Annotated in this window: 11 protein-coding genes and 2 pseudogenes; 6 read left to right on the top strand and 7 right to left on the bottom strand. The window is 59.2% G+C overall.

The window, feature by feature from the left end:
- Positions 1–122 precede the first annotated feature (122 nt).
- Positions 123–2,531, bottom strand: coding sequence for a YbcC family protein (locus NO357_RS02295; RefSeq protein ID WP_306734755.1), 2,409 nt, complete (start codon positions 2,529–2,531; stop codon positions 123–125).
- A gap of 14 nt (positions 2,532–2,545) precedes the next feature.
- Complete coding sequence (locus NO357_RS02290) at positions 2,546–4,096, bottom strand: proton-conducting transporter transmembrane domain-containing protein (protein WP_306733993.1); 1,551 nt, start codon at positions 4,094–4,096, stop codon at positions 2,546–2,548.
- Between the two features lie 113 nt (positions 4,097–4,209).
- Here NO357_RS02290 and NO357_RS02285 point away from each other — a divergent pair, with 113 nt between their 5' ends.
- Entirely contained in the window at positions 4,210–5,100 is an 891-nt protein-coding gene (locus NO357_RS02285) for a LysR family transcriptional regulator (RefSeq protein ID WP_306733992.1), read from the top strand.
- 178 nt (positions 5,101–5,278) lie between these two features.
- A pseudogene (locus tag NO357_RS02280) lies at positions 5,279–5,722 on the top strand (IS30 family transposase); the annotation flags it as partial.
- A gap of 90 nt (positions 5,723–5,812) precedes the next feature.
- Here the strand turns inward: NO357_RS02280 and NO357_RS02275 are convergent.
- Positions 5,813–7,447, bottom strand: a complete 1,635-nt coding sequence (locus NO357_RS02275; RefSeq protein WP_306733991.1) for an AMP-binding protein — start codon at positions 7,445–7,447, stop codon at positions 5,813–5,815.
- 98 nt (positions 7,448–7,545) lie between these two features.
- Here NO357_RS02275 and NO357_RS02270 point away from each other — a divergent pair, with 98 nt between their 5' ends.
- Complete coding sequence (locus NO357_RS02270; RefSeq protein ID WP_306733990.1) at positions 7,546–8,454, top strand: DMT family transporter; 909 nt, start codon at positions 7,546–7,548, stop codon at positions 8,452–8,454.
- A 308-nt stretch (positions 8,455–8,762) separates the two neighbouring features.
- A pseudogene (locus NO357_RS21470) lies at positions 8,763–8,945 on the top strand (IS30 family transposase); the annotation flags it as partial.
- 231 nt (positions 8,946–9,176) lie between these two features.
- Here the strand turns inward: NO357_RS21470 and NO357_RS02265 are convergent.
- A complete protein-coding gene (locus NO357_RS02265; RefSeq protein ID WP_306733989.1) occupies positions 9,177–9,647 on the bottom strand; it encodes a class I SAM-dependent methyltransferase in 471 nt (156 codons plus the stop codon).
- A gap of 61 nt (positions 9,648–9,708) precedes the next feature.
- Positions 9,709–10,104 (bottom strand): DUF6326 family protein, encoded by a 396-nt coding sequence (locus tag NO357_RS02260; RefSeq protein WP_306733988.1) that lies wholly within the window; start codon positions 10,102–10,104, stop codon positions 9,709–9,711.
- 110 nt (positions 10,105–10,214) lie between these two features.
- On the opposite strand from NO357_RS02260, the gene NO357_RS02255 reads away from it, so the two are divergent.
- On the top strand, positions 10,215–11,099 hold the full coding sequence (locus NO357_RS02255) for a LysR family transcriptional regulator (RefSeq protein WP_306733987.1): 885 nt from the start codon (positions 10,215–10,217) through the stop codon (positions 11,097–11,099).
- 204 nt (positions 11,100–11,303) lie between these two features.
- Here the strand turns inward: NO357_RS02255 and NO357_RS02250 are convergent, their stop codons facing one another.
- Entirely contained in the window at positions 11,304–11,747 is a 444-nt protein-coding gene (locus NO357_RS02250; protein ID WP_306733986.1) for a carboxymuconolactone decarboxylase family protein, read from the bottom strand.
- Between the two features lie 204 nt (positions 11,748–11,951).
- Positions 11,952–12,869 carry an RNA polymerase sigma factor SigJ gene (gene sigJ / locus NO357_RS02245; protein WP_306733985.1) on the bottom strand — a complete coding sequence of 306 codons (918 nt, stop codon included), beginning with the start codon at positions 12,867–12,869 and terminating at the stop codon, positions 11,952–11,954.
- Between the two features lie 127 nt (positions 12,870–12,996).
- Between sigJ and NO357_RS02240 the strand changes: the two genes are divergently transcribed.
- A complete protein-coding gene (locus NO357_RS02240) occupies positions 12,997–13,374 on the top strand; it encodes a RidA family protein (RefSeq protein ID WP_306733984.1) in 378 nt (125 codons plus the stop codon).
- Positions 13,375–13,407: the final 33 nt, after the last annotated feature.

The following is a 13,407-nucleotide window of genomic DNA, read 5'->3' as shown; positions in this document are numbered from 1 at the left end:
GTGTCGGTAGCGTCGCGGGTCACTTGAATTACCGATGGGGAGCAAAACGGGGCGACGCCATTTCTGTTTGAAGCAGAATGGAGTTGCCCCCAAAGTCATATCCACGCGGGCGGAAAGATGGACTATTCCGCTGCTATTGCGCGCGTGACATCGGATTGATCTTTGAATCGTGTCCATTTCAGATTTCCGTGATAACGCCAGGCCAGCTTGCCTTCGTCATCCATGGCGATCAGGTGAAGCCAACCGTTATCGAAAAGCTCGCACACACCGGGATGGCGCGTGAGAATCTCGGACATTGCCTCGCGCGGGGCTTCGACGATCACGGACAAGCGCAGCGGATCGTGTTGGAACCCGCTGCCGTCGTGGACTGATTGCCACGGCAAACCCGGGCGCGGGGCGCCGTTGTTGCCCTCTAGAACGCCGATGCCACCCACCACATTATGCAGCAGCTTGTTGCCGCCGCCGAACAGGGTCGGCACCACGGTCGAGCCGTAATACTGCAGGCTGATCCAGCTGGCGACGACCACGGGGGCGGTCATGATCAATTCAAGAACGCCGAACCCGTCATCGCGACGCCAGTCGTAGTTGTGCAGGAATACCTGCCCGGACAGGTCCGCACCGTCCGTGCGGTGGCGCGGCGCGGCGATAAAGACACGGCATCCAGCCAGCCCCCATTCGGGGCGTGTTTCGGCCCAGTCCCGTGCCCGGTGTGGCACGGTCGCTGCTCCAGCCGCGCGCGGCAGACGTTGCGTACGCTCTGCACGGGCGAGGCTCCCGGCTGCGGCCAGCCACTTTTTCAGCTGTGTGAGCCCGCCCGTTGCTACGCCATGCGGCAAATCCCGGTCGAAGAGGGTCACCTTGTCGGTCGTTGTATGGTGCATCGCGGGCAGGAACACCGTATCCGAAGGGATCTCGATCCCGTCTTCACGCAACCCAAGCTGCACGTCACGATCATTCAACAGGCCCGCCAGAAGCCGGGCGTTCACGTCCCCCGCGTAACCGCCACAGGCGCCACAGTGCAACGCGCTTTCGTGCGGATTGTTGGTTACGTCGGCGCCGTGACCGGTTAGCAATACGATCCGTGCAAAATTGTCCGTAAGCGACATGGCCGTCAGCACTGACTTCGCAAGTCCAACACGCGTTTCCAGGTCGATCGCCGGGTCTATCCCAGGCGCAGGTTCTGCCGTGGCCTTGCCGCCAAGACCCAGCGAATCCCGAACCAGTTTCCCTGCGTAGAGCGGTCCTGTGGCCTCCACAAAGGCGAAAGACGAGACAGCTGCCAGCTTGAACCGGCCCCAGGCCCGCTTGGCCCGTGCGGTGTAGCGGCGGTCGAGGTCGGCCTTCCTGGGTTCGGCCGCCTGTGATGTCACGCCGGGTTGCAGGAGCACCGGGCCGCGTTGTTCGGTCACATCCGAGCCGGCGGCCTTGTGCGCGCTGGCCAGCCCGAAGAACCCGGCAAAACCGATAGTCTCGATGTTTTCGTCCTGCGCTTCCAGTGCGCGACGGAAGACTTCGGAACGAACGTCGATACAGAAGGCCGCCTGCACATCCGGACGGCCTGGGGCCCTGCGCGGTTTGCCCTGAAGCAGTTTGTCGGCCAGAACACGCTGTTGTGCCCTTTCTGCCGCGTCCTGGAGCACCGTGTCGATGACAAGGTCCCTTGACGGGGTGACAGGGGTCTGGTGGGCCGCGATAGCCTCTGCCCAACGCGCCGCGATCTGGTCTTCATAGAGTTCGAACAGCGCTTCGTCGAACACCATGCGGACAGCCAGAAGCTCGGTCACGGTGCTTTCCTGTTCGCCATCAAGTTCTGCCTGCCACAAAAGATAGCGCCCGTATTGGGCCCATCCACCCAGCGTCATCAGCCAACGGTGGAACGCGGTCGTCGCGGCACCGGTGGTCACTCCGAGCCTTTCCGAAGCGCGGCCTATGGCGCGCCAATGCGACCGGTTGGTTTCAGCGACAAAGGCACAAAAGCCCTTCAGGCCTTGGATCTCGGGCGTCAGATCGCGCGAGGCGAAATCCCGCCAGGCGCTGAAGGGCCCGCCGGTGTTGGCCTGCTGCCAGAGAGCTTGTCCCTGGTCAAAATGACTGGCTGCCCATGCTCCAATGCGGTCTTCGATCAGCCCCGGCCAGTCAACGCCCGAAACGTCCGCCGCCAACTCAGCCACGGTGGGAAGGGCTTTGGGCTCGGGTGCGTCATTCTCCAGAGCGGCTTTGATGTCCTGCAGGCTCAGCACATTGAAACGCCCTTCGACCGCAGTCAATGCATCCAGCAGATCCATTTCGGCGATTTCACCTGCGTCCAGTTTGCTGGCCCAGTGCGCGCGCGAAGGTGTAATCCGGGCGCCTCCTACCCGCGCCAGACGCGCAGCGGTGACCGCCAGGGTTTCACCTGTCTGGCCCAGGAACGGGTTCACCGCAACATTCGCAGAAAGTGGAAAAAGCGGCGGGATCGCCTTGGCGGCATTGTTGGCCTCGGCGACAAGTTCCAACAGGGCGGCGGGGTAGGACTCGAGTTTTGCAAACATGAGGTTTGTTCCTTTCAGGCTACCGAACGCTTGGACCATCCGTCCAGAAGCTTGTCGAAGATTGCATTGGCATAGAGACCGTTGGTCAGGTGAACGCGGAGTCCGGCTGCAGCCGGGTGCGATGCCCACAGTGGGAATGTCGCCTGAGCCACAGCGACAAAACCAAAGCTCAAAAGCGCAAGGATGATGAGAGCCCACTCCAGGGGACCCGGGCTCGGGGTCGGGGGCAGGCTACCGGCGGTGAGAGACTGCGCGACGACCTGAAGGGCAAAATAGCTCACCGAAGTCACCAAGGCATAGATTACAGTGCGTCGCATCAACGCGCGCGGCGCTGCATCGGCAAAGCCCTGCGCCAGCAGGTAGGCAACGCCAAAGATCAGGATCACGCCCAAAGCTATGGCTTGGATCGATTTCCCATCAAACCCCAGAATGGTGCCGACGAGACCGTAGATCACGATGGCAATGGCAAAGGCCTGCAAGACGTTGCGAGCACTCGGCGCTGCAATCGGTCCGGGGCGGCGGATCGCCGCGACATTGCGCACGGCCTCACCGGAACTGAGGAAAGCGTGCGCCTTGTACAGCGAGTGCGCCACGATATGCAGCAGGGCCAGCGGGAACAGCGCCAGGCCGCATTGCATGACCATGAAGGCCATCTGCGCGACGGTCGACCATGCCAGCGACGTCTTGACCGCCGGCTGGGTCAGCATCACCAGACCACCGAACAGCGCAGTGAAACCGCCGAGCATGACGAGGAGCGCCATGACCCCCGGAGCCAGAAGCATCACGTCCGCGAACCGGATCAAGAGGAACCCGCCCGCATTGATAACACCCGCATGCAGAAGGGCGGATACCGGTGTTGGGGCCTCCATCACTTCGGTCAACCAGCCATGTACCGGGAATTGCGCCGATGCCAACACCGCCGAGACGGCGATCAGCAGGGCCGCCACCATTGTCAGCCAGTTGGCTTCGATCGTCGCAAGGATGGTTTCGATGTCGCTGGTCCCAGTCGTGGCGATCAACAGGATGACAGCACCGGCCAGAGCGCCTTCGCTCAGCCGCGCGACAATGGCTTTCTTGCGGGCGGCGCGGCGCGCCGTTGCGCGTTCAGGGTAGAAAAGGAGCAGCCGGTTCAGTGACACGCTGGTGAGCGTCCAGGCCGCGAAAAGCTGAAAGAGATTACCAGACATCACGATGAGCAAGACCGCGGCCAGCGTCGCGGACATCCAGCTTGTGAATGCGCCCTGCCGGGTCTCTCCATCCATGTAGGTCTTCGAATAGCGCAGCACGATCCAGCCGATGAAGCTGACCAGAACCAGCATCACCGCGCTCACTGCGTCGAGCCGCACGGACAGGCCAACGCCGTACAGCCCGATCATTGCCGATGTGCCGGGGCCTTTAACCACAAGTAGCGTTGCAGCCACCGCCGCGATCGCGAAGGCAGCGAATGCGGCCGCCTCGGTCAATTTCGGCACCAGTCCGGGACGTTTCCCTGGATGTCGCGCCGCATGAAGTGCCGCCACCAGCAGGACGAGTGGACTGACAAGGGGCAAAAAGAGATAAGCCATGATCGGGATCCTTCAGTTTTCGCGGCCAAAGACCTTTGGAAACCTGTTAGGATAGAACCTCTTGCAATAAAAATTCATTGTTCTTGAGTTATCGTTCTAATAAATAGAACGAAATGCCATTGAACTATCATCACCTCCGATATTTTTGGGCCGTTGCGCATGACGGGAACCTGACGCGCACGGCACAGCGGTTGAACCTGTCACAGTCGGCCTTGTCGGTTCAGATCAAGCAATTGGAAGAACGTCTTGGCCATGCTCTTTTCGAACGGCGTGGGCGGCAGCTTCATCTGACCGAGGCCGGACGTATTGCGTTGGACCACGCGGATGCGATTTTCTCGACCGGCCAGGAACTTGTCGCCACCCTGACGGGTACCGTTCAAAGCCGCAAGGCGTTGCGCGTGGGCGCGCTCGCAACCCTGTCGCGCAACTTTCAGATCGGGTTTCTCAGACCGATTCTGTCACGCATGGATGTTGAGGTGATCCTGCGCTCGGGTAGTCCGACTGAATTGCTTGAGGGATTGGGAACCCTCAATCTCGACCTGGTGCTTATGAACCGACCGCCACCAGACGACAGTCTGACACCATACGAAACGCACCAGATTGGGGAGCAGGACGTCAGCATCGTTGGAACCCCTGAGCGGCTCGATCCGGACCGTCCGATCAGGGAACTTCTCCTCGACCAGCCCTTTATTCTGCCCACGACCGACAGCAGCGTGCGCACAGCTTTCGACGCCATGGCCAGCCGTTTATCCGTGCGCCCGCAAATCGCCGCTGAGGTGGACGACATGGCCATGATGCGTCTTTTGGCACGAGAGGATATCGGGCTTGCGCTTGTAGCACCGATCGTCGTGAAGGACGAATTGAACTCCGGTCGGCTCAAGGAAGCCAAAGAGCACCCTCTGATCAAGGAAACCTTTTTCGCCATCACGCTTCGGCGCCGGTTCCCGAACCCCTTGGTGCAGGATCTTCTCGAACGAAGTACCGGTTCCGCATTTTTGTCTTGAAGTGCAAACATGCGTGCAATCCGCATACTGCCGAGCTACCAAAGGCTGTTTGACTTGCTGCGACCGGGAAATTCTCTTGCTTTGGCTTTGTCGACAAGATTGCTGCATCTGCAAAATTGGAGATTGGAGCATGTTCGCAACGGGCTCAGAGCAGCCGCGCGCTGCGATCAGATCGAATGACCTGATCGTCGGGGCAAACAACAGCTACATCGCCACGCTGGTCGAACGGCAGTCCCGCTTCGTGATGCTGGCCAAGGGTGCGAACAAGGACACGCAAAGCGTCATCACGGCACTGATCAGACAGGCCAGCAAGCTGCCCAAAGAGCTGTACCGATCACTGACTTGGGATCGTGGCTCAGAGATGACCGACCATGTGACGTTCACTATGGCGACCAAGATCGACGTCTACTTCTGCGATCCGCAGTCGCCGTGGCAACGCCGCAGTCACGAGAACACGAACCGGCTTCTGCGCCAGTGCTTTCCCAGAGGTCTGGATATGACGACCTTCAGTCAGGCCAAGCTCAGCGCAGTCGCGAGACAACTCAACGAACCACCGAGAAAGACCATGCAACACCAAACCCCTGCAGAAAGGTTTGACCAGTGTGTTGCGGCGATCCATTGAATCCGCACCCGCAGAGCAGCCAGTGAGACCTCGCAAATGAAGAGGCGTTCAACTTTCGCCTGAAAACCCGGGAGTTTCGGTGCGCCCGTCTTATCCTGAACCCGAAACCTCCTTGCGCAGCTCGAATTTCTGGATCTTGCCGGTCGAGGTTTTGGGCAGTTCGTGGAAGATCACCTGTTTCGGAGTCTTGAACCCGGCCAGTTTCGAGCGGGTGAAAGCGATGATTTCTTCCGCAGTAGCCTCGGCGCCGTCCTTGAGCTCGATAAAGGCGCAGGGCACTTCGCCCCATTTCTCGTCGGGCTTGGCCACCACGGCACAGAGTGACACGGCGGGGTGCATCATCAGCACGCCTTCGACCTCGACGGAACTGACGTTTTCTCCGCCCGAGATGATGATGTCTTTCGAGCGGTCGAGGATTTTCATATAAGTGTCGGGGTGTTGCACCGCGAGATCGCCGGTGTGGAAATAGCCACCGCGGAAGGCCTCGGTCGTGGCTTCGGGGTTCTTGAAATAGCCTTTCATCACGCCGTTGCCGCGATACATGATCTCACCCTGGGTCTGGCTGTCCATCGGCACCTGTTTCATGCTTTCGGGGTCCATCACGGTGTTCTCGTCGATCATTGGCATCAGCACACCGGTGCGGGCCTTGATCTCGTAGCGTTGCTCGTCCTCGAGCCCGTCCCATTCCGGCTTCCACATGCATTCAGTGGCGGGACCGTAGGTTTCGGTGAGACCGTAGACTTGGGTGACGTTGAAGCCCAACGGTTCGATCGCGCGCAGGGTGGCGGCAGGGGGCGGCGCGCCGGCGGTGAAGACCTCGACGATATGGTCGAAGGCGCGGCGGTCCTCGTCGCGGGCGTTGACGATCGAATTCAGCACGATCGGGGCGCCGCCGAAATGGGTCACGCCTTCGTCGGCGATGGCGTCGTAGATGTTCCTTGCCGTGATGTCGCGGCAGCAGACCACGGTACCGCCCAGAAGCGGCATCATCCAGGTGTGGCACCAGCCGTTGCAGTGAAACAGCGGCACGATGGTCAGGTAACGCGGCCGCAGCGTCATGCGCCAGCTGACGGTCTGGCCATAGGTGTTCAAGAGCGCGCCACGGTGGTGATAGACCACGCCCTTGGGCCGCCCGGTGGTGCCCGAGGTATAGTTGAGCGCGATACTTTCCCATTCGTCCTGCGGCATGATCCATTGGAAGTCGGGGTCGCCTGACGCCAGCAGATCCTCGTATTCCCGGAATTCGCCGGTGGCGTCCAGGCCGGCGGAGGGGTCGGCGACCTCGATGATCGTCGGCGCCGGGCCGTCCATCTGGGCGACGGCATCCTTGGCCAGCGCCAGGTGGCCGGTATCGACCAGCACGACCTTGGCCTCGCCGTGGCCGAGGATATAAGCCACCGTACCGACATCGAGGCGGGTGTTGATAGCGTTCAGGATGGCGCCGCAAGCGGGCACGCCGAAATGCGCCTCGGCATGGGCGGGCAGGTTAGGAATGATGGTAGCGACCACGTCGCCGGGCTTCACGCCCATATTCGCCAGTTCCGAAGCGAGGCGGGTGACGCGGTCGTGGTATTCGGCGTAGGTCTTGCGGTGCTGGCTGCCATAGACCACGGCGAGTTCGTGGGGAAAGAGATCCTTGGCGCGGTTCAGGTGGGTCAGCGGCGTCAGCGGGGTGTAGTTTGCGGAATTCTTTTCCAGTCCGGTTTCGTCTTTGAGCCAGCCCATTGGATTTCCCCCTTGATTCTGCGGCGATGTCGGTTTCGGGACAGACTATGAATTGTCGAAAGGCTTTGGAAGACGCAAGCGGAAGGGACGGACACATTATGCGGCAGCCGGGAACGCGACCGATGGCGGCGGCACTCTACATGCTGGCGGGCATGGTGGTGATCGGGTTCGTCGACAATTTCGTCAGCCAGTTGGCGCGACATATCAGTGTCTGGCAGTTTCTGTTTCTGCGGATGGTCTGTTCGCTGCCGTTGCTGGTGTTCGGGGCGTGGATCGGTGTCGGGGAGCTCAGGGCGAAAAGCTGGCCGAAAGTGGCGGCGCGGGGCTTTCTGCTGGCGGGTGGCATGGTGTTCTATTTCGGGGCGCTGGCCTTCGTCACCCTGGGCGAGGCGCTGGCGGGGCTGTTCACTGCGCCGATTTTCGTCCTGCTGATCACGGTCGCCTTTCTCAGGCAGAGCATCGGAATGTGGCGCGTACTGGCGGTCGGGATCGGCTTCGCTGGGGTGCTGATGGTGCTGCAACCTGGCGGGGCCGGGTTTTCGCAGGCGATGCTGCTGCCGGTCTGCGGTGCGGTGCTATATGCGCTGGGCAATATCGTGACGCGGTTGTGGTGCGCAGAGGAGAGCACGCTGGTGATGCTGGCCATGACCTTCGTGATGCAGGGTATGATCGGGCTGCTGGCGATGGCCGGGCTGGGGTTTGCCGGGACCGAGGCCGCGGCCGGGGCTGAGGGGTTCCTGACTCGCGGCTGGGTGTGGCCGCCCGACGGAGAGATCTGGCCCTACATGGCGGCCCAGGTGCTGGGCTCGTTTGTTGGGGTGTTTTGCCTGATCCGGGCCTATCAGATCGGCGAGGCGAGCTATGTCACGGTGTTCGAGTATTCGATCATGGTGTTCGGGCCGGGATTTGCCTTCCTTCTGTTCGGTCAGACCTTGGGCGCGCTGCAACTGTTCGGGATCGGGCTGGTCGTGCTGGCCGGGGTGATCATTGCGCTGCGGTCGCGGTGACTACACGGGAGCGTGGATGTCGGCAATGAGCCCGAAGGAGAAGAACCAAATCATTTTGGAGAAGCTCCAGTCAGATCATCCAGACACGTTGAGTTTCACTGTAGGCGTTGACCTGGCTCAAGCAAAAAACCTCGGAACTGTCCTGCGCTGCATATTGTTTAAACGGCAGCGATGGACTCCGAGCGGTCATCTAACAGCTCTGGTCAGGCTTTCCGGTCGTGACAAAACCTCAACGTCAGCTCTGCGGGTGCGGATTCAACGAGTGGTCGCAACACTTTAGTCTTTTCTGAAAGCTGGAGTGTTGAGACATGAAGTACCGTACGAGGATCTTTTATACGGACAAACAGAAACCAGAGATGTGGGACCGGTGGCAACGCGGGGCGTCGCTGAGTTCAACTGGGCGCAGGTTTGATCGAGCATCTTCGTCGATCTTTCCACATCCGGCTCTGACTGGTGGCATTCGCCCACCTGCGCGCACCGGATCCCGCCTCTTTTGGCGCACGACGATGGTTGTGAAGGGGAAACTATCCGTCGCTTGATCATACATCACTGCGCCGTGGCTCTGCTTGGTTCCGGGTTTCTGTCTCATCTTCACTCCTTGGTGGTTACGATGAGCCAGAAACCCTCTCTTATCAAATCAGCCTAAACTGTCCCATTGGTGCTGACGTCAGACAGACACGCACCATAGGGAAGAGGCCCAGCGCCACGCCGATGCGGGTGTCTCAACCGGACAGCCGCCCGTCGTCGCCAATGCACTTTGTGCTGCTGACAAACAGGCCGCCGGGGTGGAGCTGATCTCGAACCCGTGCCAGCGCCGCATCTCTGTCGCCGACCAGATGCAGAAGGCTCATGGCAAGCACGCCGTCATAACGCATCTGTCCGGGGGCAAAGTCGTGCAGATCACCAACCATGAAGCTGACGTTCGCGACCCCGGCGGCCTGCTGGTTTTGCTTGGCAATCTCGATCATGCGCGAGGCAAAGTCGATGGCGTGGATCTCTTTCACATAGGCGGCGTGATGCAGAGCCGTCCCGCCAGTGCCGCATCCGAATTCCAGAAGGCGCACGTCCGGGCGTAGGAACCGGGCGGTGATTTCCAGCTTTCGTTTGTAAGACGCCGGGTCCGCGATGGGTTGCCTGGCGTAGAAATTCGCGATCCGGTTCCAGAACCTGTTGCTGGGTTTTCGGGTAGACATGCTGACCTGCTTTCAAATTCCAATGGGAAACGGTGGCGGTTGACGGCTGAAGACCGAATAATCAGGCGGCTTCGTTCCATTTCCAGGCAACCCGGAAGGCCACGAGAAGGGCCCCGATCTGCATGGTCATGAAGAAGATGTTGTCGAGATCCGGATTGAGGTTCTCCATCACGATCATGACGATGGTTGCGGGCACCGCGAAGAAGGTCAGACAACGATTCAGTCCACGACGAACGACGAGGGATAGAACCACCATCAGGATCGGGATTTCGAACGTCACGCCGGCAAACAGCATCAGCCCTTCGGTGACGACGACGCCATTGACCTCGCCCGACATGATCTGCTCGATCATCCCCGGCCGACCCAACTCGTGCAGGCCGCGAGCGAAGAAGTTGATCATCACGAACACCCAAAGCGATGAAAGCAGCGTGTATCTGTTGAATTCTTGGTTCCACATTTGTGATCGTCTCCTTTCAGAAAGCGTGAAATGCTTCGTTGCAGGCGCAATGACATATGAGTAATTCGATGAATATTGCCTAAATTCGTCTTTCGTATATACGCGTAACGATGAAGCAGGGCCCCAAATCGTTCGATTGGAACCAGGCGAGGGCCTTCCTTGCCACTGCCGAGGAGGGCTCGCTGTCGGGGGCCGCCCGCAAGCTTGGACAGCGTCAACCCACCCTGAGCAGGCAGGTGTCTGGACTGGAAACAGATCTGGGCGTCATGTTGTTTGAACGCATTGGCCGCAGGCTGGAACTGACCCAGGCGGGCCTCGAAGTGCTCAAACATTTCAAGGCGATGGGAGCGGCGGCAAATCTTGCTGCGTTGGCCGCAACTGGTCAGTCTCAGGACATAGAGGGGCAAGTCATCATCACGACCACCGATGTCATGGCAACCTATCACCTGCCGCGTGTTCTACGGCTGCTGAAAGCACAAGCGCCCGGCGTCACCATCAACATCGTCACATCCAACGAGGTGCACGACCTGTTACACCGCGAAGCAGATATTTCGATCCGGCATGTGCGACCTGATCAACCTGACCTCGTGTGCAGGAAGATCGGCGAGTTGTCCGCGCAATTCTATGCTTCGCGTGAATACTTGCAGTCACATGGGCAGCCCGTAGCTGCGGCCGACATGGCCCAGGCGGACATCATCGGTTTCGGCGGTGCAGAACCCATGCTTTCGGCGTTGAAAGCGCGCGGGTTACCCCTGACAGAAAAGAACTTCAAATACTCCTGCGCCAACGGTACCGCCTATTTAGCCATGGTGCGCGAAGGGCTTGGCATCGGCGTTTTCGAATCCGAAACCGCCATTCAGATGCCGGATCTGGTGCCGGTTTTGCCCGAACTCGACCCTATGCCAATCCCTGTATGGCTTGTCACGCACCGTGAATTGCACACCAGCCGCCGCATACGTGTGGTCTTCGATCTGTTGGCTGAAAACCTGCTTTGAGCTCGACGTTCAGACAGACACGCGTAGCATGTTGTTGTCGGCTCGACTGGATACTCTAGAGTACACAGATCCGTCAGCGTACCGCACATCAGGCTGGACACATGAAACCACACTCGGATTTTCCACCGAAAAGTGGGCTGGGGCATTCATTGATCAAACAGTCAAGCAAAAGCCCCAGCCCGAGAGCCCAGCGTTCCGCTCCGGTCAGTGGTTTGAGACCTGCACCCGGTTCCAAAGGTTGATCATGCTCCCGACCAATGTGAGCGCGGCGATAGCAGCATCGTCGTAGTGCCTGCGCAGCTCACCGCGCAGGGATCCATAGTCCATTGCCGGCTTGAGTGAGGTCATTGCCTCCATCCATGCCAGCGCGGCCTTTTCGGCGTCGGAAAACTGCGGCGAATAACGCCAAATCACCAGATGATCGAGACGTTCGTCCTTTTCGCCAGCGTCGCGTGCGTCGCGCGTGTGCATTTTCACGCAGTAGGCACATTCATTCATTTGGGATGCACGTAGTTTCAGGAGGTGTACGAAGTCCCGGTCCAGGCTGGAATTCGCAATCCAGTTTTCCACCTCTTGCAAGGCAGGAAGTGCGCCAGATGCGTGTTGCAGCAGGTTGATGGGTTTCTTGTCCAAGGCAATTTGGTCCATTTTGGTTTTCCTTCGCTTGTGTTCAGTGAAGGTCCAACGAACGTCGTCGGTGGTTTGTGACGCCATGGCATCTTTGTTCAATCTCGATTTCAGCCTCATGGTTTGAACTGGGCTCTGACGCATCGTGCCAGGCCCGGAAGAGAAACGGCGTGCACGAAATCCCTGGCCAATACCCCAAGCGAGACCATTCAGGTCTGATACCCGCTAGAACGATATCTCACCCTTCATGAGATCGACCCGTGATCTCATGCCGAGCTGGGCCAGCTTCTCTGGATTTCGCAGAATGAACAGGCGGTCCGCATGGTTATCGCCGTCGATTTCACAAGTCACGCAGCCGACGATTTCTTCGCCCCGTCGCAACAGGAGACCGGGCCCGCCGTTGACCTGTACCTCGATCAGGTCAAGCCTACGCCACGCGTGGTACAGGCCATGCCGGACGAAATTGACAATCAACTTATCGCCCCGCAGCACGTCCTGTGCGGCAACAACCTTGCCGCCACCATCTGCATGCAACTCGATCGAGCGGCTCAGCATATTGGCAAATGACCTTGTGTCGCCCGTGTGAAGAGCCTTCCTGAACGCCACCAACAAGGCTTTTTGCATCGTGGCCGAGTTTTCCACGCGCACGGAACCATCGCTCACCCGCCGCCGCGCGCGCGACACGATTTTGCGGCAGTTGACCTCGCTGATCGCCAGGATATCGGCGACTTCACCATAGTCGCGATCGAAGATCTCTCTTAGCAGATAAGCCGCCCGTTCTTTCGGTGACAACCTTTCCAGAACAACCATGAAGGCGTAATCAAGCGAGTTGCCGCGCTCAGCCGTTTCCTCGGTCGAACCCACCATTTCCGTTTGAAGGGGTTCGGGCAGCCATGGGCCAACATAGGTCATGCGCTTGTGATGTGCAGACTTGAGGATGTCGAGACAACGGTTGGTACAGACCTTTGTCAGCCAGGCCTGTGGATTATCGACTGGATTCGCCGAAGCCTGCTGTTCGTACCACCGGATGAACACGTCTTGCACCGCATCTTCGGCGTCATTGCGCGTGCCGAGCAAGCGATAGGCGATGCCCATCAGCGTTGGCCGCATGGCCTCGAATTCGTTTTCCGCAGAAAGTTTCATAAACGCTTCCGCTTCTGGTCCATGACGTATCGACGAAACAGGGCAACCGAATGTGACACTCACGGGTCACACGACCCCTGTTAAACTCGTCTCCCGGACGTCCATGCACAACAGAGGAGAGGCGGACATGAAACGAAAGCTCATCTCGACGGGATCGCCAATGGAGCAGACTGCCGGATATTCCCGGGCAGTCATCCATGGGGACTTTGCACATATCGCGGGAACCACAGGATACAATTACGAAGAAATGAAAATGCCGGATTGTGTTGTGACTCAGACCCGAAACTGCCTTCAAACGATTTCCGAGGCACTTCGCGAAGGTGGGTTCACCTTGGAGCAGGTCGTCAGGGTCAACTACTACGTAACAGATCGTGCCCACGTTCCCGTTGTATTCGAAGAAGTCGGCAAGATTTTCAGAGATATACGCCCCGCCGCGACGATGGTCATCTGCGATCTGGTCGATCCTCGAATGCTGATCGAAATCGAAGCGACGGCGCAACGTTGAACATGGGCTGGCCGAATCCGGCCAGCCCATCTC

The sequence above is a fragment of the Marimonas arenosa genome (assembly GCF_030848945.1).
Taxonomy (GTDB): domain Bacteria; phylum Pseudomonadota; class Alphaproteobacteria; order Rhodobacterales; family Rhodobacteraceae; genus Marimonas; species Marimonas arenosa.
This window is presented reverse-complemented; position numbering and strand designations above follow the sequence as displayed.

Bases quoted from the DNA above. Each gene is read 5' to 3' on its own strand.
- sigJ (WP_306733985.1), bottom strand. From the start codon at position 12,869: ATGAAACTTTCTGCGGAAAACGAATTCGAGGCCATGCGGCCAACGCTG.
- NO357_RS02275 (WP_306733991.1), bottom strand. From the start codon at position 7,447: ATGGGCTGGCTCAAAGACGAAACCGGACTGGAAAAGAATTCCGCAAAC.
- NO357_RS02295 (WP_306734755.1), bottom strand. From the start codon at position 2,531: ATGTTTGCAAAACTCGAGTCCTACCCCGCCGCCCTGTTGGAACTTGTC.
- NO357_RS02240 (WP_306733984.1), top strand. From the start codon at position 12,997: ATGAAACGAAAGCTCATCTCGACGGGATCGCCAATGGAGCAGACTGCC.
- NO357_RS02285 (WP_306733992.1), top strand. From the start codon at position 4,210: ATGCCATTGAACTATCATCACCTCCGATATTTTTGGGCCGTTGCGCAT.
- NO357_RS02255 (WP_306733987.1), top strand. From the start codon at position 10,215: ATGAAGCAGGGCCCCAAATCGTTCGATTGGAACCAGGCGAGGGCCTTC.
- NO357_RS02260 (WP_306733988.1), bottom strand. From the start codon at position 10,104: ATGTGGAACCAAGAATTCAACAGATACACGCTGCTTTCATCGCTTTGG.
- NO357_RS02270 (WP_306733990.1), top strand. From the start codon at position 7,546: ATGCGGCAGCCGGGAACGCGACCGATGGCGGCGGCACTCTACATGCTG.
- NO357_RS02290 (WP_306733993.1), bottom strand. From the start codon at position 4,096: ATGGCTTATCTCTTTTTGCCCCTTGTCAGTCCACTCGTCCTGCTGGTG.
- NO357_RS02250 (WP_306733986.1), bottom strand. From the start codon at position 11,747: ATGGACCAAATTGCCTTGGACAAGAAACCCATCAACCTGCTGCAACAC.
- NO357_RS02265 (WP_306733989.1), bottom strand. From the start codon at position 9,647: ATGTCTACCCGAAAACCCAGCAACAGGTTCTGGAACCGGATCGCGAAT.